General features: G+C 49.9%; 22 protein-coding genes. 18 read left to right on the top strand and 4 right to left on the bottom strand.

From position 1 onward, the window contains the following. The first annotated feature begins 227 nt into the window (after positions 1-227). The 7 genes from D6024_RS23350 (at position 228) to D6024_RS23310 (ending at position 10,845) form a co-directional block, all read left to right on the top strand. Complete coding sequence (locus D6024_RS23350; RefSeq protein ID WP_121357230.1) at positions 228-3,377, top strand: SusC/RagA family TonB-linked outer membrane protein; 3,150 nt, start codon at positions 228-230, stop codon at positions 3,375-3,377. Between the two features lie 22 nt (positions 3,378-3,399). Beyond that, the gene (locus tag D6024_RS23345) at positions 3,400-4,947 is read left to right on the top strand and encodes a RagB/SusD family nutrient uptake outer membrane protein (RefSeq protein WP_121357229.1); all 1,548 of its coding nucleotides are present in this window, start codon (positions 3,400-3,402) and stop codon (positions 4,945-4,947) included. Between the two features lie 413 nt (positions 4,948-5,360). Beyond that, complete coding sequence (locus D6024_RS23340; protein WP_121357228.1) at positions 5,361-7,106, top strand: GMC family oxidoreductase; 1,746 nt, start codon at positions 5,361-5,363, stop codon at positions 7,104-7,106. Positions 7,107-7,115: 9 nt separating this feature from the next. Next, complete coding sequence (locus D6024_RS23335; RefSeq protein WP_121357227.1) at positions 7,116-7,769, top strand: gluconate 2-dehydrogenase subunit 3 family protein; 654 nt, start codon at positions 7,116-7,118, stop codon at positions 7,767-7,769. A gap of 594 nt (positions 7,770-8,363) precedes the next feature. After that, on the top strand, positions 8,364-8,645 hold the full coding sequence (locus D6024_RS23330; RefSeq protein ID WP_121357226.1) for a hypothetical protein: 282 nt from the start codon (positions 8,364-8,366) through the stop codon (positions 8,643-8,645). A 762-nt stretch (positions 8,646-9,407) separates the two neighbouring features. Next, the gene (locus D6024_RS23320) at positions 9,408-9,824 is read left to right on the top strand and encodes a response regulator (protein WP_121357224.1); all 417 of its coding nucleotides are present in this window, start codon (positions 9,408-9,410) and stop codon (positions 9,822-9,824) included. 487 nt (positions 9,825-10,311) lie between these two features. Further along, positions 10,312-10,845: a UpxY family transcription antiterminator gene (locus D6024_RS23310; protein ID WP_121357222.1), complete on the top strand. Its 534-nt coding sequence runs from the start codon at positions 10,312-10,314 to the stop codon at positions 10,843-10,845. 241 nt (positions 10,846-11,086) lie between these two features. Here the strand turns inward: D6024_RS23310 and D6024_RS23305 are convergent, their stop codons facing one another. After that, a complete protein-coding gene (locus tag D6024_RS23305) occupies positions 11,087-11,740 on the bottom strand; it encodes a response regulator (RefSeq protein WP_121357221.1) in 654 nt (217 codons plus the stop codon). A gap of 273 nt (positions 11,741-12,013) precedes the next feature. Between D6024_RS23305 and D6024_RS23300 the strand changes: the two genes are divergently transcribed. Continuing rightward, positions 12,014-13,099: a sensor histidine kinase gene (locus D6024_RS23300; protein ID WP_121357220.1), complete on the top strand. Its 1,086-nt coding sequence runs from the start codon at positions 12,014-12,016 to the stop codon at positions 13,097-13,099. 33 nt (positions 13,100-13,132) lie between these two features. Here D6024_RS23300 and D6024_RS23295 read toward each other — a convergent pair whose 3' ends face one another. Further along, on the bottom strand, positions 13,133-13,555 hold the full coding sequence (locus D6024_RS23295) for a response regulator (RefSeq protein WP_121357219.1): 423 nt from the start codon (positions 13,553-13,555) through the stop codon (positions 13,133-13,135). Positions 13,556-14,095: 540 nt separating this feature from the next. Here D6024_RS23295 and D6024_RS23290 point away from each other — a divergent pair. From D6024_RS23290 to arr, 7 genes are all read left to right on the top strand, one after another. After that, on the top strand, positions 14,096-14,392 hold the full coding sequence (locus tag D6024_RS23290; protein ID WP_121357218.1) for a circadian clock KaiB family protein: 297 nt from the start codon (positions 14,096-14,098) through the stop codon (positions 14,390-14,392). A 1-nt stretch (position 14,393) separates the two neighbouring features. Next, positions 14,394-15,905 (top strand): circadian clock protein KaiC, encoded by a 1,512-nt coding sequence (kaiC, locus tag D6024_RS23285; protein WP_121357217.1) that lies wholly within the window; start codon positions 14,394-14,396, stop codon positions 15,903-15,905. Between the two features lie 44 nt (positions 15,906-15,949). Continuing rightward, positions 15,950-16,963, top strand: coding sequence for a PAS domain-containing sensor histidine kinase (locus D6024_RS23280; RefSeq protein WP_121357216.1), 1,014 nt, complete (start codon positions 15,950-15,952; stop codon positions 16,961-16,963). Positions 16,964-17,346: 383 nt separating this feature from the next. Then, positions 17,347-17,562 carry a hypothetical protein gene (locus D6024_RS23275; RefSeq protein ID WP_121357215.1) on the top strand — a complete coding sequence of 72 codons (216 nt, stop codon included), beginning with the start codon at positions 17,347-17,349 and terminating at the stop codon, positions 17,560-17,562. A 30-nt stretch (positions 17,563-17,592) separates the two neighbouring features. Then, positions 17,593-17,772, top strand: coding sequence for a hypothetical protein (locus tag D6024_RS26910; protein WP_162944971.1), 180 nt, complete (start codon positions 17,593-17,595; stop codon positions 17,770-17,772). Between the two features lie 217 nt (positions 17,773-17,989). Continuing rightward, positions 17,990-18,493: a hypothetical protein gene (locus tag D6024_RS23270; protein WP_121357214.1), complete on the top strand. Its 504-nt coding sequence runs from the start codon at positions 17,990-17,992 to the stop codon at positions 18,491-18,493. Positions 18,494-18,771: 278 nt separating this feature from the next. Then, positions 18,772-19,188, top strand: coding sequence for an NAD(+)--rifampin ADP-ribosyltransferase (gene arr / locus D6024_RS23265; protein WP_317125286.1), 417 nt, complete (start codon positions 18,772-18,774; stop codon positions 19,186-19,188). Between the two features lie 120 nt (positions 19,189-19,308). On the opposite strand, the gene D6024_RS23260 is transcribed toward arr, so the two are convergent. Continuing rightward, on the bottom strand, positions 19,309-19,596 hold the full coding sequence (locus D6024_RS23260) for an FAD:protein FMN transferase (RefSeq protein ID WP_162944970.1): 288 nt from the start codon (positions 19,594-19,596) through the stop codon (positions 19,309-19,311). 496 nt (positions 19,597-20,092) lie between these two features. Here D6024_RS23260 and D6024_RS23255 point away from each other — a divergent pair, with 496 nt between their 5' ends. Next, on the top strand, positions 20,093-20,995 hold the full coding sequence (locus D6024_RS23255; protein WP_162944969.1) for a cyanophycinase: 903 nt from the start codon (positions 20,093-20,095) through the stop codon (positions 20,993-20,995). 98 nt (positions 20,996-21,093) lie between these two features. Next, entirely contained in the window at positions 21,094-22,116 is a 1,023-nt protein-coding gene (locus D6024_RS23250; protein WP_121357211.1) for a phosphatidylserine decarboxylase, read from the top strand. A 294-nt stretch (positions 22,117-22,410) separates the two neighbouring features. Here D6024_RS23250 and D6024_RS23245 read toward each other — a convergent pair whose 3' ends face one another. Further along, the gene (locus D6024_RS23245) at positions 22,411-22,914 is read right to left on the bottom strand and encodes a hypothetical protein (RefSeq protein WP_121357210.1); all 504 of its coding nucleotides are present in this window, start codon (positions 22,912-22,914) and stop codon (positions 22,411-22,413) included. Between the two features lie 81 nt (positions 22,915-22,995). Here D6024_RS23245 and D6024_RS26905 point away from each other — a divergent pair, with 81 nt between their 5' ends. Beyond that, positions 22,996-23,145, top strand: coding sequence for a hypothetical protein (locus D6024_RS26905; RefSeq protein WP_162944968.1), 150 nt, complete (start codon positions 22,996-22,998; stop codon positions 23,143-23,145). Positions 23,146-23,273 lie beyond the last annotated feature (128 nt).

Below are 23,273 nucleotides of genomic sequence, written 5' to 3'. Positions count from 1 at the left end.
CTTGTCATTTGTGAGTTTGAATCCCGGTCATTGGCCGCATCACCATCCGCCATGCCTAAGGAACAGCAAACCGGGCATCTGAACCTGCTGTTTGCCCTTGTACGTACACTTTTGAAACATTTGTTTTTTGCCGCGACCTCGTATCGCGGGAAGCTGTAAACGTTTTTCACGAATCGGATACAGGCTAGCATTGTTTTGAACATTCTTCACCAAACCAACACTTGTATATGAAACAAAGATCACCCTTCAGGCATGGCTTCTACCTATGCGCTGTTTTCTTCCTGCTTTCGCATTTTGCCTATGCGCAAAACCGAACGGTCACAGGTAAAATCACCGACCAGGCAACAGGTGCCGGCATCGCGGATGTTTCGGTGCGGGCAAAAGGCAGCACGGTTGGCACCACCACCGGTTCGGATGGTTCCTTCAGCCTCTCCGTTCCGCAGAACATCCGGTCGCTCATTTTTTCGGCTGTCGGTTATACCGAAAAAGAAGTGTCTATTGGCACATCCGGCGAGGTCAATGCCACGCTGCAGCCCTCGACTCAATCTATGAACGAAGTGGTTGTGGTGGGCTATGGCACCCGTCGCAAATCCGATCTGACCGGTTCTGTCGGTTCGGTCAAAACAGCACAGTTACAGGAGCGTCCCGCGGCTTCCGTCAACGAGGCCCTGGCCGGCAGGGTTGCCGGTGTGCAGGTCAATACCAATTCGGGCCGGCCGGGCGGGCAAACCAACATCCGGATCCGTGGCTTCAGTTCCATCAACTCTTCGAACAACCCACTTTACGTGATTGACGGTGTGTATTTGCCCACCGGCAGCCAAACCCAATTGAGCAACAGCATCGACTATATCAATCCCAACGACATTGCCTCGATCGAGATCTTGAAAGATGCATCGGCGACGGCGATCTATGGAGCCCGTGGCGCCAACGGTGTGATTTTGATTACCACGAAACGCGGAACCGCCGGCGTGCCGCGAATTACCTACGATGCCGATTTCAGCGTGCCGACCATTGGTCCGCACCGGGTTAAAATGCTGAACGCACAGCAATACCTGGCGGTAGAAAACCTGGCTTATGACAACATCAAGATTTATGATCCGGCAGGTTGGGCTGCTGGCAACTACGCCAACGTGGTTGACCCGCGGGAGAAGCGCAAAAAACTGCCACTGCTTTTTGATGCGAACGGCAATCCGTTGTACAATACGGACTGGTTAAAAGAGTCCACGCAAAATGAATTGACACAGAATCACCAATTGGGAATTACGGGTGGCACCGCGGACAACACCTACGGCGTTTTCCTGGGTTATCGAAACGAAAACGGTCTGCTACTGAACTCTTACCTGAAACGTTATTCGGCCCGTTTTACCATGGACACAAGGGTAAGGGACTGGCTGCGTTTCGGTGGCAGCTTAAGCTATAACAACCAGGAGGAAAATATTGTAGACCAGGGCACAGGTGGCTTGAATTCCGTGCGGATGATTACAGAGGCCTTTCCCTTCCTGCCGGTAAAATACGCTGATGGCACCTGGGCTGAAAACTACCAGTATCCCGGTGCGGAGGGTGGTTCCAACCCGGTTCACATTCTAACGGACCGGAAGTTTCTCGTCAATACGCAAACCTCGCTGGGCAATGTGTACACGAACATCGGCCTGACCCGTGACCTGGAATTCCGCAGCCAGCTTGGTGTGAGCATCGTAACCCGTGCAGCCAACCAATACAGCGGCCGTACACTGGACCAGATTTCCCGCGACCAGAATGGTACAGCCGACGTGGGCAACAGCCGCGAAACCTATTGGTCGTCGGAAAACTATTTTACCTACAACAAAAAACTGGGTAACGACCATGTGTTCAACGGCGTTCTGGGACTTTCGTGGCAGGCCACCGATTTTTTTAGCATCGGTGCCAACTCGCAAAACTATTCTACCGATTATTTCTCGTATAACAACATCGGCGCCGGCAGCCAGCAAAATGCAGGGCGTTCCAATGCCAGCGGCTTTGCCTTCAACTCGTATTTTGGGCGCATCAACTATACCTTCCGTAACAAATACCTGCTGACCGTTACCGGCAGGGCAGACGGTTCCTCTAAATTTGGTACAAACCACAAATATGCTTTCTTCCCTTCTGCAGCCCTGGCCTGGCGTGTGTCCGACGAGGACTTCCTGCGTGACAACAGCCTGATCTCCAACCTGAAGCTGCGCACCAGCTATGGACAAACCGGTAACTCCGAGATCGGGCCTTATTCTTCCGATGCATTGTTGGGTTCTTACACGGCTGTTTTTAACAACCAGCGGGTGACCGGCGTTGGCACCAACCGCCTGGCCAATCCGGATTTGAAGTGGGAGAAAACAGCCCAATACGATTTTGGTATGGAACTGGGTTTGTGGAATAACCGTGTATCGCTGGAAGGAGATATCTATTACCGGAAAACAACCGATATGTTGCTGGCGGCCCCGGTGCCCCGCTCCAGTGGTTTTAGCTCCATCACCAAGAATATCGGCAGCATGGAAAACAAGGGTCTGGAATTAACCCTGAATACAGTTAACATCAGTAAAAAGGATTTTACCTGGACAAGTACATTCAATATTTCGATGAACCGCAACAAAGTGCTTTCGCTGGCAACGCCGGCACCTATTTTCTCCGGTAACCCCAACTTCCTGTCCAATACAGGTATCATCAAGGTCGGAGAACCGGTGGGTTCTTTCTGGGGACTTGTGCGCCTGGGTGTGTGGACCGAAGCCGAAAGAGCGGAAGCGGCAAAATATGCCAGCTATCGTGGTGGCAAGCCCATTTTGCCCGGCGATCTGAAATACCTCGACGTGAACGGCGACTATGCTATCAACGATGCCGACCGTGTGATTATTGGGAATGGCAACCCGAAAGGCTGGGGTGGTTTTTTCAACACCTTCCGGTATAAAACCTGGGAGCTGCTGGTGGAACTGCAATACATGTACGGCAATGATGTGCTGAACCAGACGCACCACTCCGGCGAAGACCGTGTCTCTATCGCCAATAGCTTCAGCACTGTACTGGATGCCTACGATCCGGGTAAGGGCAACAACAATACGATGATCGCCGCCATCCGCGATACAAGGGCCGGCTATGTGACCAACGTGGATAGCCATTGGATTGAAGACGGCTCGTTCTTACGGGGAAAGAACCTCTTGCTGGGATATAATTTCTCTCCTGCGACTGTGCAGAAGCTGCGCCTGAGCCGGTTAAGGGTCTATGGCTCTGTTCAGAACTTTTTCCTGGCAACCAAGTTCTCCGGTAACGACCCGGAAGTAACGACTTACGGTAATGCTTTCGCCCAGGGACAAACGTTTTTTGATTATCCCAAGCCGACGATCTATATGCTCGGTATCAATGCAAGCTTTTAATCACGCAACAAAACATAACGATATGCAATCCATACTTAAAAAATATATAAGCAAACTGGCCTTGCTGGTCCTTCTGATACAAGGAACCGGGTGCAGCAAATGGCTGGAAGACAAAGATGTTGACCCTTCAAACCTGTCGCCGGATACGTATTACACCGTCCCGGCTCATGCCGACGCGGCAATTGCTGCCGCTTATGCGCAAACGCGGTTCATCAACGGCGGCGCGGGAATTTTCGCCAACAATTTTTCGATGGTAGAAATGGTAACCGGCACGGCCAAAACGGAAACGGGGCAAAACACCGATTTGAATAACCTGATCGGCCTTTCGTACAATGGCGACAATGTGTTTGTAAACAACTGGTGGAACGGCGCCTACAGCGTGATTGCCCAAACCAACCTTGTCCTGGAAAAAGTTCCCAATATCAATCCCATGGACGAAGCGCAAAAAAAGCGGGTATTGGGTGAGGCAAGATTTCTTCGTGCCTGGTCTTACTTCTACCTTGTACGGTTGTTTGGCGATGTGCCGCTTATCACCAAACCCGTGGATGCCACCTCACCCGATTTGTTGCCGGGCCGCACGGCAAAAGAAACGGTTTACAAACAAATCGTGGATGATTTGGTGGAAGCCGAAGGTGCCGGTTTGTCGTGGACCGATGCCACGGGGCGGGCTTCGATGGGCGCTGTTAAATCGCTGCTGGCGGAAGTGTACCTGACCATGGCGGGTCAGCCTCTGAACAAAGGAGCGGCCTATTACAAGCTGGCTGCCGACAAGGCAAACGAAGTGATTGCCAGCAATCAATTTAGCCTGTTCACCAACTACATGGATTTGCACAGCATATCTATGGAAAATAGAACGGAGCAGATCTTTGAACTTCAATACCTCTCCGGTGTTGCCGACAATCCGAACCAGGGGATCCTGCTGCCGAATTTCAAAGACGTGTCGGCCTATGGCACAGAGATCGGATCGACAGTGCCGACGCTGCAGTTTTACAATTCCTTTGAAGCCGGCGATAAGCGTACTGTTGACAGGCAGGGCTTCTTTTATACGTCGTATTATGATGGGGGGAACGGGGCCTTGAAAAACCTCTCGGCTCCTTATATTTTCAAGCACTTTGACATCATTGCAAACGGCACCGCGGGAGTGAAAGGTACCGCTACCAGCAGCCTTAACTGGATGAACATGCGGTATGCGCAAGTACTGTTAACCTTTGCCGAGGCACAAAACGAGGTGGGCGGACCTACACAGGGGGCCTGGGATGCGCTCAACGCCATCCGGAGCCGCGCAGGCCTGACCACGCCGGCGCTGGGAACGTTTAACCAGGCCAGTTTCCGGGAAGCCGTGTGGAGAGAACGCTGGCACGAGCTCTGTTACGAACAGATCACCTGGTTCGACATGGTGCGCCTCCGGAAAGTGTACAACGAGGCAACCAACGCCTTTGACAATTTTGTCGGCCACAAATTTCCCGACAACGGTGCAACATTGCAGGAAAAACACCTGCTGTTTCCATTGCCAACGGCCGAAATGCAAAACAACCCGAATCTGAAACCAAACAATCCTGGTTATAATTAACCGGTTTCATTATGCAGCCATGCCGGTTATGATACCGGTATGGCTGCTTTTTTTATTAGCTTGCAAACCTGTTCGTACCGCGAAGCATGAAAGAGATCAAAGGACAGTCCAATAAAAACAGTCACTAGGCGTTGGGTAAGTTTAAATTGACAGTACCCGTTTGGTGATCTGGCAATTAATGGATGCAGACAGTTGGATCTTGGTCAAATGATACGTTGCTTCATTTTCTGCCTTCTGCCATTGCTGGAAATGATACAGACCTGTAAAGACAATGGCGGCTGGTGATCATACGAAGGCCTGGTCAGGAAGACGATTTCTTCAACAAAACTGCGGTAATGCAATTGGTAATCATTTTTGACGGATTTTTATAGCTTCCGTTTTTACTATTCCACTTTTACGCACAAAAAAAGATTATGGACGATTTACAGATTAAAAAATCAGCGAAGCCCTATGATGTTGTCATTGTTGGCTCCGGAGCCGGCGGTGGCATGGCGGCTTATGTTTTGGCCCATGCCGGCATCAAAGTCCTGATGCTGGAAGCGGGCCCTTATTTTGATCCACGCCTTCACTCGGCGCAATTGAAATACTCCTACGAATCGCCGCGGCGGGGCGCCGGTACCAAGGTGCGGCCCTTTGGCGATTTTGATGCTGCCTTTGGCGGCTGGGAGCTGGAAGGGGAGCCCTATACCAAAAAAGACAATACTCAGTTCGACTGGTTCCGCTCCCGCATGCTCGGCGGCCGCACCAACCACTGGGGACGTATTTCACTGCGCTTCGGCCCAAAGGATTTTCAGCCCGATGACGGTGTGAGCGAACGCTGGCCCATTACCTACGACGAGGTAAAGCCCTACTACGACAAGGTCGATCGCCTGATCGGTATCTATGGGTCCGTCGAAGGGTTGGAAAACGAACCCGATGGCATTTTTCTTCCGCCACCCAAACCGCGCCTGCCCGAGTTGTTTATCATGAAAGGGGCGGCGAAGGCCGGTGTCAAAGTGATCCCCGGAAGGGGCTCCGTGTTAACCGCAGCCCTGCCCGGCAACAAGGACAGGGGCCAGTGTTTTTTCTGCGGGCAGTGTGGCCGAAGCTGCAAGGTTTACGCGGACTTTTCGGCGTCGTCGTGCCTGGTGATCCCCGCACTGAAGACCGGCAACCTCGAGCTGATCTCAAATGCCATGGTGCGGGAAGTGCTGACCGATAAAAACGGGCAGGCAACCGGTGTATCGTATGTCAGCAAAGACGATATGCAGGAGTACCAGGTGAACGGCAAAACCGTGATCCTGGCTGCCAGCGCCTGCGAGTCGGCCCGGATCATGCTCAACTCCAAGTCGACCGTGTATCCCAACGGGCTGGCCAACAGCAGCGGCCTGGTGGGAAAATATTTGCAGGACTCCACGGGGGCTTCGCAGTCCGGGTTTTTGCCGCAATTGCTGGACCGCAAACGCTACAACGAAGACGGTGCCGGCAGCATTCATATTTATGGTCCCTGGATGCAGGATAACAAGAAACTGGATTTTCCCCGTGGCTACCACATCGAGTTTGGCGGCGGCATGGGAATGCCGGGATATGGCTACGGTGGTGGCGTGCCCAAACTAAACGGCAAGGTGCCCGGCCGTGACGGCAAAATGAAGGATGCCGGCGGGTACGGTGCTTCGCTCAAAGATGATTACCGCCGTTTTTTTGGAACGACTTTCGGCATGGCCGGCCGCGGTGTGGGCATGGCCCGCATCGACAACTATTGCGAGATCGATCCGAACGTAGTCGACAAATACGGCATTCCGGTTTTGCGCTTTCATTACAAATGGACCAGCGACGAAATCAACCAGGCAAAGCACATGCAGGAGACCTTTACGAGGATCATTCACGAAATGGGGGCGATCCCAACCAGCCAGCCGCACAGCGAAGAAGATATGTGGGGACTGGAAGCACCCGGCCGCATCATTCACGAAGTGGGAACCGCAAGAATGGGCAACGATCCCAAAAAATCGGTGCTGAACAAATGGTGCCAGGCCCATGACTGCAAAAATCTCTTTGTGGTGGATGGGGCGCCAACGGTGCAGCAGTCGGATAAAAATGCCACCTGGACCATCCTTGCCTTGTCCATGCGCACAGCGGAATACATCGTGCAACAAGGCAAAAAACTTAACCTTCAATCTTAAAAGAAACGTATGAACAGGCGTGAGTCATTAAAAGCTATCGGCATCACTACGCTTTCTGCAAGTGTGCTGGTGGATGCTTGCAAACCAAAGGAAAAAGAAAAAACGGCCCCGGAAACGGCCGCCGACAAGGAAGCCAACAGCGACAGGCAGGCAGGCGAGATCGAAAGAGATAAAGCGCTTCGGGCGGAAACGTTTTTTACGGCGCACGAAATGGCAACCATTACGGTGCTGGGTGATATTATTATTCCAAAAGACGACCGCTCGGGAAGTGCTTCCGATGCGAAAGTGCCGGAGTTTATTGAGTTTATCGTCAAGGACATGCCCGACCACCAACTGCCCATGCGCGGCGGTTTACGCTGGCTGGATGTGCAAAGCCTGAACCGGTACGGAAAGTCCTTTAAGGATTGTGCCCAAAAGCAGCAACTCGAACTGGTGGATGCCATAGCCTACCCGGAGAAAGCAAAGCCCGAGATGCAGCAGGGCGTGGCCTTTTTCAACCGCCTGCGAAACCTGGTGGCCAGCGGGTTTTTCTCCAGTAAAATGGGTATCGAGGATTTGGGTTACGTGGGTAACCGGCCCAACAAATGGGAAGGTGTTCCACCGGAAATTATCAAACAATACGGGCTGGAAGACGTCACATTCAAACCCGGTCCCGCTGTGTAACGGTTGGAGCATTACCATTATTACGCTCATTCAAACCTGGTTTTTTCCTGATCTCTCCGCAACCAAACCGGGAGGGATCGGGAAAAATTAGGTTTAGGTTATTAGTCTGACTACGCAAACAGCAGCGCTGTCACCATCACCCGTTGCATCATTTTACCGCAGCGGCAGCTGCACATCCGTTTGCACGCTTCGCGGTTTTCTTTACCAAAATGTGAAATCCGCATCGGTCCTTGAGGACATAAAGTAGCTAAACTGGTTTTTTGCATGTTTCGTAAGCAATGCCTTCTGTTGGAAAAGGCATCTCTCTTGTTTGAGCAAAGATGACAAGCAGCATGCTGTCGGGTAGACACCTCTGTTCGCATAAAACTACTTGATGACGTTCTTTCCAATTGAAGCTATCCCGGGCATTTCCAATTTTTATAAGCGGCGAAAGCGCCCAGTCTGCTACACATTCACAAAATGCGTCACATATCGGTAAAACTGCGTACCTTTCCTAAGACCTCTTTGTTCCTTCTGTTATTTTATTGGTCGTCCTGACAATACAATTGATACCATAGCAGCCGGTTCAACCAGATCGTTAAACCCTTTTTTGCTGTGGCACGTCTATTTACCACGCCATTTACCTATAGGAACAACGAATACACGGCGATCGTCTGCCTCACCCAATGCGCCGGCAAAGAAACCATCACAATCATGTTGCTCGACGAGGAATTGCGCACCCTTCTTCCGGGGGGGCAATTTTCCTTTAAACCCGAAAATGGGTTACCGGTGGATGACCCCGCATTGTCCAAGGTACAAGATCTCCTGCTCGCTGTTCTGGTAGCCGCCGAAAAACAAAACCTGGTGTTTGCTAACAAACTCTCCGGGCAGGGCTGATGCCCGTGTGCTTCTACTGTAGCGGGAACTGGTAGGCGAACTGCTGGTGGTCTTACCGGGGAAGGGGTCGAGCGTTCCTTCACAAAGAAATAGCGCAGTAGCTTCAGCGCATTCACCTGTGTTTTTTAGATAAGGGTATTGTTACCCTGGTTAGAATGGGCACCAGATTGCATTTCAGTCATACCACTGTTTTGTACAATCGTAAATTCTGGTCCTTAAAATGTATGATGATAAATGTTTGGTAAAGGAAATAAATCCAACCAATGGCACTGTAATAGGTGACAGCGAACCTGCTGCCTGGGGACCAAGAGCCATTGACTGCCGGTTGGAAAAATACGAAGACCTCATCGTGAACAGGCCGTTACAAACCGGTTTTCCCCTCGTCGTGTTGCGTGTAATGAAACGTGCTTCCAGGCCATGACCGGCCAGCGGAGCGGTTTTTGTGGCTTTTTTTACCACGGTTTCTGATGCGCAGCAAGTTGTGCAAAAGAACCAGCCTTTCTGCAAGGGCATAGGACCTGGAGAATCTCGGTTTCACAAATCCGCACCTAATCACTTTAATGGCGATGCTTGTCCCTTTACTTCGTTCAGCCATCCGGAAACCTCCCCGCCGAATCCTTCAACGATGTTTTTTACCCTCCTGCCGAACGATGGCTTTCCCCGGCTGCCGTTCAGCCTATCTTGCGCCCTGATTTTACGTCTTCATCCGTTACCCATTGAAAGAACAAACCATTCCGTCTGTGCAGAGCGGGCAATTACAAGATGAAGACAACACGTTCAAAGCCATACACCATTCTCTGGGCTGATGACGACCAGGATGACCTGAGCGTTATCTGCGAGATTGTTCACACAATCACCACCTCCTGCAACGTTGCGGCGGTCGAAAGCGGCTGCGCAGTTTTACACTACCTGGACTCGATCCGCGATCCGTCGCAGTTTCCCTGCCTCGTTGTTCTCGATGTCAACATGCCCAAACTCAACGGGCTGGAAACCCTTGCCCATATCAAAGCCGATGAACGGTACAGGACATTGAACGTGGCTGTCTTTACGACCTCCAACAATGTCCGCGACCGGCAGGCCTGTGCAAAATATGGTGTACCCATCCGAACGAAGCCGAGCTCATACCAGGGTTTTAAAAGTGTCATCACAGAATTGCTCCAGCTTTGTAACATTGCGTGAGTGGATGGCCGCGCCAACCTGGAAGCTGTAGTTTTCATTCCAGCTTTGCTTATTTACCCACTGGCTCCTGACAGTCCAATGCCTTACATTAATGAGGTGCACAGCCCGGTGTCTCGCACAAGAACGGTTGTGCACGCTGGTACTTTTGTGTACCGAAATAGGGAAGTATTGATCAATGATGTCTGTTGTTCCGGCAACAACCCGTTTTCAGCAATCGCCTTCTGTAAAGTCGACAGTTTTTTTGCTTCCATTGCTGTTTCGTAGAATGTCTCACGGAGCTGCCGGTTTTTTTACAACAAATACTGCGGAGGACCTGGACCGTATGTTTCGCTGGCCCATCCGGCAGATCGCAAACGGCGAAAAGCAGAAAGAAAGTTTTGCGCCTATTAAACCCATAGCCAAAAGCAGCGTCTGACAACCACCTTTACCGGCCGGCTTGTATTCATACCATGCATGGTATGGACACATCATCCGTAAATCATACAATATGAAGCCAGCCGCCTCCTGGTACGCCGTGTACACCAAACCCAAATGGGAGAAAAAGGTTGCCGACCTTCTCTCGCGAAAAGGGATCACCAATTATTGCCCACTCAACAAAGTGCTTAAACAGTGGCACGACCGCAAAAAATGGATCGATGAGCCGCTATTTACCTCCTATGTCTTCGTTTGTATAACGGCTGCTGAGCAGGTCGACGTGCGAAAAACGGGCGGCGTACTCAACTTTGTTTACTGGTTGGGAAAGCCGGCCCGAATCCGGGAAGAAGAGATCATGAGTATCCAGGAATTCCTGGATGCACACAAAGGCGTGCAGGTTGAAAAGGCTCGCATTCGGGTAGAAGACCGTGTACAAATCACGCAAGGACCGCTATCGTGCAGGGAAGGTGTCGTTTTGGAAGTTCACCACAAAACGGTGAAAGTCTACCTTCCTTCCCTGGGCTATGCACTGGTGGCTGAGGTGGAAAAAGCCGGAGTTGAATTGGTGGCTGCCCCTGAAGTTGGCGCAAGCACCAAAAGGGCGTGAACAATGTATGGGCAGGAAATGATCTCTCCCGACTTATGTCGCATTCAGCAAAAGCCAGCCTGTTTGTTGCCTTGTTGCCACATCGGAAATCGATTGATTCCATCTTTCGTCTATCGCAGGGCAGGTCATGTCATGTCATGTTCTCTCATGAATAACAATCTTGGTATATAAAAACGCGTCCTTACCGTTTGCCGGCCGATCCTGGCAGACTATCCGCCATCCGATCTTCCGGCATTGCCAATCATAGACTCCCCGTCATGGGAGAAAACCGGTATAAAATTGCAATTTCCTTCAGTTCAAACATGGAAGTGATCTGCAGCTTTTCAAAAATTCGTGCTTTATAGGTTCCAGCCGTTGAAGGCTTGATATTGAGCAACTCCGAAATCTTTGCCAGGTTGTTTCCGGCCAGTAACAAGCTTGAAATTTCGAATTCGCGGTGCGACAACACCTCAAATGGACTTTCCTGCGTTTTGCCGGCGACTTCGTTCACCAACAGTTCCGACATTGTTGGACTGATATATTTTTTATTGGCAAAGGCAAAATCGAGGGCCCGTTTAATTTCTTCCTGCGATGCGTCTTTTGGAAGATAGCCCGAGGCTCCTGCCCGAAGCATTCTTCTGGCATAGATGAATTCCGACAGTATTGAAAAGACCAAAATATAGCACCGCGGATATTTGATCGAAATCAGCTCAATAAGACCAATTGTGTCGGTATTCGGCAACTGCAGGTCAAGTAAGATGAGATCCACTCTTTCCTTTTTTACGATGCGCAAGGCGCCTTCACCATCTGCAGCTTCAAAGATGTTTAGCTGTGTAAAGTAATCCCGCAAAATCACCTTGATCCCCGTACGAATTACCTGATGATCGTCTACCAATAAAACATTTTTTACAGGCATAGTGTCAGTTTTTTTTACAGAAATAAATTGACTTGTCGTTTTTCTTCTACAAGAGGCGCATCATTCATTTACAAGCTGTATACCGAAATAAAAAAATATTTGTGCCCTTTTTGTTAAAGAGAACAGGTGGGAGAATCAGGCAGTTGAAAACCAGTTGATTATTTACACCTTTTCGTTGTTAAAACAGATGTGAATGTTCTCAAGCAAGGAGGAACAACGATTGCATTGGGAAAAAGAGTGGTGGATAAAAGAAAGACTAAAACGAGGCATAACATGATGGAATGGAGTGAGCATATGATTTTAAATAGGGCCTTATTTGACGTGTTGCCCGGATGCTTTTTAATCCTGCATCCTGGCGACGAATTTATTATTTTATATGCAACAAAAGACTACCTGGCGCTGACCAATTCAACAGATTCGATTTTTGGTAAACCTCTGTTCGATGTCTTTCCCGACAATCCTACAGACCTGCAGGCTACGGGTGTAAAAAACCTGACGCTGTCGTTGCGTGAGGTGATGCGTACGGGCAGGAGCCATCGCATGAGTATTCAACGGTATGATATACAGAAACCCGGCACCCGTGAGTTCGAAATGCGGTATTGGAATCCATTGAACAAACCAGTGTTTAATGAGAAGGGCCAGCTGGTAGCCATTATTCACTCGGTAGAGGAAGTGACAGACAAGGTGTCCCTGCGCCACCAGTTGATGCACCAGGACCAGACCACACAACAGCAGATCACAGACGCAATTTCTACAACGCAGGAACTGGAGCGGATGGAAATCAGCCGCGAACTTCACGACAATGTCAATCAAATCCTTCTCACCGCACGCCTCTACATCGGGAGAGTCCTGGAAAAAGAAACATTCGAAAAGGAGATGCTCCAGGCGGGCTACGACCTTCTGGATAAAGCCGTGAAGGAAATCAAAAACATTTCGCAGGCGCTGTTGAGCACATCGCAGGAAGAGGAAAGTATGACCAATGCCATCGAAACCCTGCTTTCCCAGGTTATGTCATCCGGTTCTATCAATATCCATAAATCAATCCATTTACCAGACGAAGCGCTGATCGAGTCGAAGGTTAAAGTGGCTGTTTTGCGTATTGTGCAGGAACAACTATCCAACGTCATCAAACACGCGGAAGCAAAAAACTTTTTCATCAACATCGAATTTGTTGATGACGTGCTGAAGCTGTCGATAAAAGACGATGGAAAGGGTTTTCAGCAGGCGGAAAAAAAGTCCGGGCTTGGATTTCAGAACATGAAAAGCCGGGTAGCTGTCATGAATGGTGTGATCAATATTCTTTCGAACCCGGGTGACGGTTGTACCGTTGAAGTGCAAATTCCGTTGAAGGATGGTTGATCAACCATTCGTTCACGCAGGAGTGGATTCGGGTTACCTGCTGTAACTGGTTTCTTTGCAGATTTCAAGGATCTCTTTCACCTGCTCAATGTATTCCTGGTAGGTCGCCGGCTTCGTAAAGTAGGCCTGGGCACCCAGTTTTGTGGCGGTGGAAATATCGGTACGGCTCGAGGATGTGGTAAAGAGGATAACAGGGATAGCGCTCCAGCGCGGTTCCTGCCGAACAGCCCGCAACATATCCAGGCCATCGCAGAGCGGCATCTGTAAATCAGATACAATGGCCGACGGGAGTTCGTGCTCCGATTCAACATTCCCTAAATGATTGAGTACATCCTGCCCGTTTCGGACATTGATAATGTGGATATTTTTGTTGGCACCCCGTACGGCTTCCAGGAAAATGAAACGGTCTTCTTCATCGTCTTCGGCATAAAGTATGGATACTTGCTTGTTGTTCATGTATGATCTGTTTAACAGCAGGGATTGATTACAAAGTAAAGCGCAGGACAGCACTTTATCTGAAATGTCGTTATTATTCGACAGGCGCTACCTCTTATTCACCTCACCTTTACCGCCGGGCGGTGTAATTGACAACGTCCTGAGAGTGGCTGCCGGCAATAACTTACGAGAGGCGTTGTATGTCTTTTCGTGGGTATGGCCGGAAAAGGAATAGACGAAAAGCCGAAGCGTCGTTGCATTTGCCGACATGCGGGGTGAATGGTTTTGGGCGCCAGTAAACGATATCGATGATGGTGGAAAAGCGACCCTACCCAACCGCCATTATGCAGGCACACCTATTGTATGAAGCAGGTCCCGGCAGTGTTGATAGCCGGGGAGAACCGGAATATAATCTACACGAATTCGCACTTGCAGATTTCCCGTCGCAAGGACGGTATGGGTACGATCAATAAACAGGTATAAAATGACAGGCAACAGAGAACTTCACCAAACAGGACAGGCAACTTTTTCCTCCCTGCAATTGTACGGAAGGACCGAACTATGACGAAGCTAGTTTTTAAGATTTATATAGCCGGTTTGAATACCCGGAACAAGGAGAGTGTCGCTTCTTTTCGCAAGGCCTGTGCAACAGCCTTGCCGGCAGGATCCTACCAGATCGACGTCGTCGACATTGTCCGGTACCCGGGTGAAGCAGAGGCAAACAAAATACTTGCTACGCCAACGATCGCGAGGGAAAAGCCGGCGCCACAAAGACGAACGATTGGTGATTTTATCGAAAGCAGCAGAGCCACGATGGCGTTGAATTTCCTTATCGAAGACGTAACTAACCAGACATAAAATGAAGAAAGCAAGTCCAAAACCAGGTTCAAAACAAAAAGACCAAACTGGCTTAAACAAAGTAAAAACGGGGATTAGTGGGTTTGAAGAAATCAGCTTTGGCGGTTTGCCGAAGGGACGAACAACACTGGTGTCGGGGAGTTCGGGTAGCGGCAAAACGATCTTTGCCTGCCAGTTCCTGATCGAGGGCATTCGGCAGTTTAACGAGTCGGGCATTTTTGTCACGTTTGAAGAAAACGTGCATGACCTCACGAATAATGTGAATTCATTCGGTTGGGACATTGCCACCCATGAAAATAATAACCGCTGGCGTTTCGTGGATGCATCGCTGCCATTTGAAGCGCAAACAAGGATTGTTGGAGAATATGACCTCGAGGCGTTAATCCTTCGGATTGATGCGGCTATCAAAGAGGTCAAGGCAAAACGGATCGTTCTTGATTCCATCGGCTCACTTTTTCATCATTTTGAAGATCCTTCCCTTATACGCCGCGAGTTGCTAAAGATTATTGCCTTTTTAAAACAGAAGAACGTGGTGACGATCATCACCAGCGAACGGCTGGAGGAATACGGCCTTGTATCACGTTTCGGCGTTGAGGAATATATTACCGACAATGTGGTGATTTTACGCAATGTACTGGAGCAGGAAAAAAGAAGACGGACCATCGAAATTTTAAAATACCGTGGTTCTGTGCACAGTGCCGGCGAACAATCGTTTGTGATCGATCCGGTGAAGGGCCTGGTGATCATTCCGCTGACGCGATTGCAATTAACACAGCGCTCCCATGAAACCCGTGTTACCTCGGGCAACGCTCAATTGGATACCATGTGCTGCGGCGGTTTTTTCAAAGACTCCATTGTGCTGATTTCCGGCGCCACCGGGACCGGCAAAACATTGATGGTTACGGAATTCATCAAGGGTGGTTTTTCGGGGCGGGAAAAAACTTTGTTCCTCGCCTATGAGGAAAGTCGCGAGCAGCTTGTGCGGAATGCAAAAAGCTGGGGCGTCGATTTCGAAAAAATGGAACGTGCCGGCAAACTGCAGATCCACGCCATCTACCCCGAAACTGCGAGCCTGGAAGAGCACCTGCTGAATATCCAGAAGCTGGTCGACGAATTTCATCCGACCCGCTTTGCACTGGACAGCCTTTCCGCCATCGAAAGGGGCAGCAGCAAAAAGAACTTCAGGGAATTCCTGATTGCCCTTACCTCTTATTTGAAAAAGAAGGAAATCACCGCGGTTTTTACCTCTACCAGCGCCAGTATCGTTGGTGGAACCTCGGTGACAGACAGCCACATTTCCACGATCACCGATACCATTATCCTGCTGCGGTATGCCGAAGTGTTCGGCGATATCCATCGCGTCATCACCATTTTAAAAATGCGCGGCTCGATGCACACAAAGGGCATTTACGAATTCGACATAAAAGGGAATGGCATGACCATCAATGCCAAACGGTTTCAAATGCTCAGCGGCATTCTCGGCGGCCTGCCCATACCCAATGAAAACGCTTAAAAACTACGTTGGAAGCAAAAAACCATACAAAACCAAGCATACCCATGAATCATCATTTATCTGATTTGATTCTCGATTATCTTTTAGATGGTGTTTTAATTGTGAATAAGGAAGGACAGATTCTCTATGTAAACAACGCGGCAGAGAAACTGTTAGGCCAGCCGGCAGAGAAATTAACGGGGCAGAGCTTTGGCTTTCCGGTCGCGCCAAACGAAGTGCAGCAGATTGAGCTGGTGAGAAACGGTGAGCTGCTGATTGTGCAATTACTGGCATCAGCTATCCCGTGGAAGGGCCAGGATGCATGCGTCCTGTCGATTCGCGATATTACGGCGCTGGTCAAAGCCTCGCAAGAGCTGGAGCTGCAAAAACAAAAGCTGGAAAGCACCAACGACGACCTGGAGCAATATGCATCCCTGGCATCGCACGATTTAAAGGAGCCTTTGCGCAAGATTACGCTGTACTCGGAAATGCTGCTGCACAAGCTGGATACAACGTCAAAAGAAAATACACAGGACCTGCTGAACAAGATACATGATGCGGCCGTTCGCATGCGGATGCTCATGAACGGCATCGCGGAATTCGCCAAGACCTCAAAAGAATCGTTTGAATTTACGGCCGTCGATCTTAATGAAGTCGTAAAGGACGTTTTGTGTGACCTGGAAATCATGATCGCCGAAACCAGGGCCATCATCAGGGTAGAAGAGTTGCCGACGATCAGGGCGGTCAGGATTCAAATGCACCAGTTGTTTTTAAATATCATCTCGAATGCCATGAAGTATGCAAAACAGGGAGAGGCACCTCGGATCACGGTTAAGCAACTGGAGAGCAACGAGTCTGTTGAGATCTGCATTACCGACAATGGAATTGGTTTCGACAGCGCTTATGCGGAAAAGGTGTTTTTGCCCTTTCACCGGTTGAAGGAGGTTGCGAAAGAAGGGTCAGGAATCGGCCTGACGATCTGCAAAAAGATTGTCGAAACGCATGGCGGGAAAATAGCGGTCAGCAGCGAGCCTGGCCAGGGTTCCCGGTTTACGTTCAGCCTGGCAAAAAGCGCATAAATACGAGTGCCGGTTGACGGCGAATTTGGTGCGCTGAAGGATTCCTTAACCACACGATCCTGCCTGTTGCCGCTGATCATGTTTTGGCGGTTACGCTTGTCATTGCAGGAACCGGTATCTTCTGCAAGGCGTTTTCGTGCCTTTCGAATTGCCCGGGCAGACCTTGCCGCTCTCCTTGTGTGCAAGGGCTTTCATCTATTTTGAAAAAATGGTTCTTGTTGTGCGGGGGGTGGAATGACAGCCACAAAGATCTCCCTTGTCCCAACCCGAAGAGATGCTTTCCAACGCTGACCGGCCCTCGTACGCAGGCTGATGAAAGGTTCGCTACCGTTTGGCGGAACGGTGCATATTTGCATCCAACTTCTAACTGCAAAAAAGACCTTGTGAACAGGCCGGCAACATCCCCATCCGCGATCGAAAACTTTATCACCCGCTGGAAAGCCTCCGGTGCCTCAAAGCGGACCGCCGAAGAAGCCCGTGGCCTGGTGCGCTGGCTTCGTCCGGACTACCAGAATCCCCGGGGCGTGCAGCAGGCCGGCATCAGTATAGAGGCAAACGAGGTAAAAGCGGAAACGGGAAGCCCCGAAGGGGTGGAATGACCAAAGACCCTGGCAGAATGGTCGCAGGCCGTGCAGAGGTTGTTGCAACAATCCCAGCACCCGGTTTCTGCCGGCGATGTAAACAAGGGCTTCAAATCGTCGAAGGCAGTGACCAAAGCAGCAAGGCAGCAGCAGATCGAAAGCCTGCTCGAAACGTTCAGCACGTTGGGATTGCTGCGGAAGACAGGGCAGGGATTGTACACACGATAAAGTTTCGACGACAGGCCTTTCGTCCGGTCGTCAGTGGGCTCTTTGAAAAAGCAGCCCGGCTTTCGCCGCGTCATCTGTTCGACAGGAAATGCAACAGGAACAGTGGATGCCTGGTAGCGTACAACGAAATGTTGTGCGGAAGCCAGCATCCTGTAAGCAGCGGTGTTTTGCATTTTTTGAATATTTGTGTAATATCATCGGAAGAATTTCAAACCGGATGAAAATTTTGCTGCTTGGTTTTTCCCTTTTTTTTCTTGGCTGTGTGTCCGCGGTGATTCGCCTGCGCAACCCCTATATTCCAGGCCTGTACGAACAGGTCAGCGGGAAGTCGAAAGCCAGGGTTTGGAACAACCTGTTTTCTTTCTTTTCCAGAAACGGCCTGTCGGTTCGCCTGGTCGATAGCGCCAGCGGGCTGATAAAATCCAGCCAAACCAATCTGCCCTGGTCCTACGAAAACAAAAAAGGAAAACTGAACAATCCCCGCGCCTGGGTAGTGGTGGAGAGGATCATTTACAAAAACAAGCCCCTCGTTCTTACCTCGGTTACAGGTGAATGGAATATTCGGATCAAAGCCCTCAACGACAGCCAGACCTACGTTGTTGTCAACCTGGTGAACCTGCGGTACAATACCCCGTTGGATACGTCCTATCAACCCTTCCTCCGTGCATCGCCAAGATCAACCGGCGTGTTTGAAAAAATGCTGGAAGAGCAAATAAAATGAAAGCGGCTTTCGGCAAATTGCTTCAGCGAACTTGCTAGTGGTATTCATCAAAAAAATAAACCGGTTTACACAATAAAAATTTTTCTGTCCAGAAGGTATGCATCACCATTCGAAAGGCAGAATTCTGCGTAATTTTCTTTCGCTAATCAGCAATCAAACCGGCACACGGATAAAAAGTTGCAGCCATTGTGCCTGATTTTACAAGTAATCAAAAAGGTGTAAAACGCCTGGCAAGAAATAGCATGACAATGAAAACCGATAAAAACGAAGACAAGCCGATGGAGCCTGCCAGTGACGCGGATTTGCAGTCCTTCTATCACGGCACAAAGGCGGATCTAAAGCAGGGCGACCTGATTGCACCCGGCTTTGCTTCCAACTACGGGAAAAGAAAGCTGGCATCCTTTGTTTATCTCACTGCGACACTTGATGCGGCTGTCTGGGGAGCGGAACTTGCCTGGGGGGAGGGCACAGGCAGGATTTATACCGTGGAGCCGACAGGGCCGTTTGAGGATGATCCTAATTTGACAGACAAGAAATTCCCCGGTAATCCGACAAAATCGTATCGTTCCCGCAGCCCGCTTCGTGTTACCGGTGAGGTTATGGAATGGCATGGGCATCCGCCGGAACTACTCAATGCCATGAAGGCCCACCTTGACCGATTGAAGGAACTTGGTATTGAAGCCATCGAAGACTAAGCAGGAAGTCTAGCGCAAATACCTGGAAAGCCGAAGACGCTCGACCACGGTCGTCTTTTGCGGCACACAAGTTTTACTGCGAACATGAATCAACCGGTTCCGGTTTTTGGCAGGACTGAATCAGGATTCGGCAAACCTGTCATGCAGAAGGAGGTTCTCGAAATCCTCTTCGCTGACCTTCACCCGTTGCACGCCGGCGTTCCGGTTGATCAGGGCTGTTTCACCGTCGTCCTTAAACGTGGTGAGTCGTTTCTCAATCCGGCGGATCTTGTCCACGGCCATATCAATGAGCTGTCCGGCCCAGTCTTCATCCTGCGACACAACGGTAATCTCAAACTGGTTGCCCATGAGCAACGATGTGCGTTTCCAGCACCTTGCTTCTTCCATTGTGTTTTTTTCAGCGAGCATTTTCCAGATTTGCTTCCTGGCGAAAAATGATCCTGGTTACGCTGTGGTTTGCCAATCACACTTCGCAACGACGTGCATTGTTTTTCTAGGCCTACGGCAACGAAAGCTTGCACCGCCAGTAAAGGCCGGAAAGGCTGCTGCACGTTCATTACTGTTTGATGAACGCCAGGCAATACATGAATGGATCGGGTGAATGAGTAGAATTGAAATAATAGGCTTTGGTGTTTCAATGCCGATAGACCGGTCGTCATTGCTTTGTTTAATGCAAGAATCCACTTATTGGTGAATGAATGAATGAAATGTATCGGGGAATGGAGAAAAGGCTGAAAGGGCAAAGCCGGACGGCAGGCAATGGAAAGCCGCCTTCGCCTTGACCGGATAGCCATTGGGCCAGCAGGATTCCGGCCGCCGGAATGAGGCTTGCGATTCATGCACAGCGGCAGAACAAGAAACCACTGGTGCAAAAATTGCACGGGAAGCGGGAGAAAGGTTTACGATGAAAGTCAAACAACCAGGCAAACGATCCATCGATAAGAAAAGCAAGGAAAATCATGCACCCATTCCGGCAGGCGTGCTGGTGGTCATTGGCGGAAAAGAGAACAAAGGAGAAGAGGCGCCGGAAAACAAAAAAAAGCCGGCTGATTTTATTAAACTGGAGGTGCTGCAGGCGTTTAAGGATGCGACCCATAAGCGGGAGCCGGTGGTGGAGATCATCACGACGGCCAGCAGCGAAGGCGCCGAATCATTCAACGATTACAAACATGCCTTTGAAAAAATTGGAATCTCGACGGTTGGCCATATTCATCACGCAACGCGGCAGGAGGTGTTGGATGATCCTTTGGAAGAACGGATCAAACGGGCCGATGCCTTTTTCTTTTCGGGCGGCGACCAGCTTTTGCTGACCGCCATTTACGGGGGAACACAGTTTTTAACGGCCCTAAAAGAACGCTACATACATGAGCCGGTTGTGATTGCCGGTACCAGCGCGGGTGCCATGGCCTTGTCCACACCCATGATCTACGCCGGCAGCCAGGACGTGCAGGAACTGGGAGGAGAGATCAAGGTAGCGATGGGATTGGAGTTCCTGAAAGACGTTTGTATTGACACGCATTTTGTCCACCGCGGCCGGTTTGTGCGCATGGCACAGGTGGTGATCACCAATCCAACCAGCATCGGCATTGGCATAGAGGAAGACACCTGCATCATCGTAAAAAACGGCCGGGACCTACTTGTTATGGGTAGTGGACTGGTTGTGGTGATTGAAGGATTTCAAATTCAGGAAGCCAACATTAAGCGATTCTCCGAAGACAAACCGATTACGGCAAGAAATCTTTCCGTTCATTTATTGGCTGACGGCGATACCTACACGATCTCCGAGGTCAACCCGCCTCACAAGTAAGGCGGCCAGGTGTGCAATGGTTTTAGGCAAAGGACATTTCAACCGTTTGCCGGCGCCGGTCAACAAAAAAAAGAGACACTTACACCCAAATACAAACGATGGCGGAGCAACAAAAAATCGTAAAGAAACTGATCGACCTGCTACAGGCAGACCCGGTTCTGAAAGATGCACTGCAAACCTCTCTGGAAAAAGCCGCTTGGCCCGGTTTGGGAAGCCTGGAAGCATTTTATTCGTATTTGAACGCCATTCTTACCCATATTCCGAGAGAAAAAGAACTGATGCCTACCGTGCGTGAATTTTATTTTGTGATCAGCCATTCACCGGGTCAACTGCTGAAAAAGAATGAAGCGTTTAACGACTGGATGAATGAATTTGTGCGAACGAGGGGTGATTTTATGGACACTACTGCATCGGCGGAAACGCTGCCGGATTTTATCAACAACCCGGACTACCGCATCGAAGACTATGTAAAAGGACCCAGCGGCTGGCTGACGTACAACCAGTTTTTGGCACGCCAGATCAAGCCGGGCAAACGGCCTATTGCAGGCCTTTGTGATGACCGGGTCATTGTATCTCCAACAGACAGTGAGTACAAGGGACAGTGGACGATTGATGAAAGCCTGTCAGTAACTGCAAAAGGCACAACGTACGCGGTAGCGGACCTTCTTGGCGACAGTGCTTACAAAGAAGTATTTAAAGGCGGCCTGCTGACGCATAGTTTTTTGAGTGTTTCGGATTACCACCGCTACCACGTTCCGGTGAGCGGCAGGGTGGTGGAAATCAGGAAAATTCCCGGACGGACATGGATAACCGAGGCCAGAAAGCCCGACGGCACGTTGGAAAACATCGATGATTTGGGCTTCCAGTTTACCCATACCCGCGGGTGCCTGGTCCTGGATTCCGCCGTAGGTTATATTGCCTTGATTCCGGTTGGCATGGGACATATCTCATCGGTGAATTTTATCGTAGATGAAGGCGCCGTGTTGACAAAAGGCGACGAAGTTGGCTACTTCGCATTTGGCGGCTCCGATTTTATCCTGCTATTCCAGGCCGGCAAAATTGTGCTGACAGCGGAGGAAAAAAAGTACAGGCAGGGTGAAGAAATCGGTCATGCGAAATAGTGTGACATAAATACCGATAAGCGAACGAAATTCTGGTGCAATGCCAGAGTCGCTTAACAGGTTCATGCTGCAGCGCTTCCTGATACACCTGCCGGGAAATACGGGCAGCCTTTTACCAGGTCGTTTACGTTGCCGCTTCGGCCATACCGGGTGAACATCCGCATTCACTTTACCGGAATTCAATGTGTGGTTTTAATTCCGCCATCGCAATGGAAAGCAGGTTTTGCAAGGCCCGGGCTTTCCATAATTTTTTCCGTTGCTTTTACAGGTTTGTGAAACGCAATTCCGAAGCACTTAGTTTTCCAGCTTGACGGGAATGTACCCACAACTGCAGCCCTGTTCGTTGGTGCAGTGGGCAGAGGCAAAATAGGGGTCTTCTATGACCTGTTCGGGTTCGAAGAATTGCCCGTTGATGCGTTCGCAATACGGACAGCAGTTTAACGAAATCGCCTGGAGGTGAAAGGGGTATGGCAATTCATGCTGCCATTGCTGTATTTTGTTCCGGATAATCAGTTGTACCAATTGGTTGTCCTTCTGCTCTTCCACCGACACGCGGAACTCCAGCATCTTCAAATAAATTTCATGAAGGTTACGATGATAGTCGGCTGCCTTCGTTACCTGCTTTTTTGTTTCACCCAGCAATACATGAAACAAATACCACAAATAGTCGCGTACCGAATCGCTGTTGCTCTTTTCTTTCCACTCCGCAAAATGACTGACAAGCGTTCGGCTGTCAATGCCAAACGAATCAAAAAACGGAGCATAGTGCTGCACGAGCCAATCGATCGAATACGTCATGGGCCAATATTACGGCAATTCACCTTTTTACAGGCTGGCCGGCGAGCCACAAATTTTTTACACAAACCGGCGTGTTCTGCGGTGATCCGTCTTCTTCCGGTCAGCAACCCGGTTGTTGTTATTCGAATCGAACGTTTCAGGGCAGGCGAAAAAGAACTGTTGCCGGCCGACGGTACGTGGAATGCAAATGTTGAATTTGGTGTTCCATTTACCCTTCTTTATTCGGGATAGGGTTGGGCGTTACCGTTGAAAATTCCGTCGATGCATTTCTTCTCCCTTTACATCAGGATTTAGACGTTCATCACATTTCCTGCAAAAAGCTAGGCGGCAAAGAACATTTTTGCCCGAATTAAAAAACC

It is taken from the genome of Flavisolibacter nicotianae (genome assembly GCF_003628535.1).
GTDB classification, from domain to species: domain Bacteria; phylum Bacteroidota; class Bacteroidia; order Chitinophagales; family Chitinophagaceae; genus Flavisolibacter; species Flavisolibacter nicotianae.
Note: the sequence above shows the minus strand (reverse complement) of the source record. Positions and strands in the feature narration are given on the sequence as shown.

Bases quoted from the DNA above. Each gene is read 5' to 3' on its own strand.
- D6024_RS23350 (WP_121357230.1), top strand. From the start codon at position 228: ATGAAACAAAGATCACCCTTCAGGCATGGCTTCTACCTATGCGCTGTT.
- D6024_RS23345 (WP_121357229.1), top strand. From the start codon at position 3,400: ATGCAATCCATACTTAAAAAATATATAAGCAAACTGGCCTTGCTGGTC.
- D6024_RS23340 (WP_121357228.1), top strand. From the start codon at position 5,361: ATGGACGATTTACAGATTAAAAAATCAGCGAAGCCCTATGATGTTGTC.
- D6024_RS23335 (WP_121357227.1), top strand. From the start codon at position 7,116: ATGAACAGGCGTGAGTCATTAAAAGCTATCGGCATCACTACGCTTTCT.
- D6024_RS23320 (WP_121357224.1), top strand. From the start codon at position 9,408: ATGAAGACAACACGTTCAAAGCCATACACCATTCTCTGGGCTGATGAC.
- D6024_RS23310 (WP_121357222.1), top strand. From the start codon at position 10,312: ATGAAGCCAGCCGCCTCCTGGTACGCCGTGTACACCAAACCCAAATGG.
- D6024_RS23305 (WP_121357221.1), bottom strand. From the start codon at position 11,740: ATGCCTGTAAAAAATGTTTTATTGGTAGACGATCATCAGGTAATTCGT.
- D6024_RS23300 (WP_121357220.1), top strand. From the start codon at position 12,014: ATGATGGAATGGAGTGAGCATATGATTTTAAATAGGGCCTTATTTGAC.
- D6024_RS23295 (WP_121357219.1), bottom strand. From the start codon at position 13,555: ATGAACAACAAGCAAGTATCCATACTTTATGCCGAAGACGATGAAGAA.
- D6024_RS23290 (WP_121357218.1), top strand. From the start codon at position 14,096: ATGACGAAGCTAGTTTTTAAGATTTATATAGCCGGTTTGAATACCCGG.
- kaiC (WP_121357217.1), top strand. From the start codon at position 14,394: ATGAAGAAAGCAAGTCCAAAACCAGGTTCAAAACAAAAAGACCAAACT.
- D6024_RS23280 (WP_121357216.1), top strand. From the start codon at position 15,950: ATGAATCATCATTTATCTGATTTGATTCTCGATTATCTTTTAGATGGT.
- D6024_RS23270 (WP_121357214.1), top strand. From the start codon at position 17,990: ATGAAAATTTTGCTGCTTGGTTTTTCCCTTTTTTTTCTTGGCTGTGTG.
- arr (WP_317125286.1), top strand. From the start codon at position 18,772: ATGGAGCCTGCCAGTGACGCGGATTTGCAGTCCTTCTATCACGGCACA.
- D6024_RS23260 (WP_162944970.1), bottom strand. From the start codon at position 19,596: ATGCTCGCTGAAAAAAACACAATGGAAGAAGCAAGGTGCTGGAAACGC.
- D6024_RS23255 (WP_162944969.1), top strand. From the start codon at position 20,093: ATGAAAGTCAAACAACCAGGCAAACGATCCATCGATAAGAAAAGCAAG.
- D6024_RS23250 (WP_121357211.1), top strand. From the start codon at position 21,094: ATGGCGGAGCAACAAAAAATCGTAAAGAAACTGATCGACCTGCTACAG.
- D6024_RS23245 (WP_121357210.1), bottom strand. From the start codon at position 22,914: ATGACGTATTCGATCGATTGGCTCGTGCAGCACTATGCTCCGTTTTTT.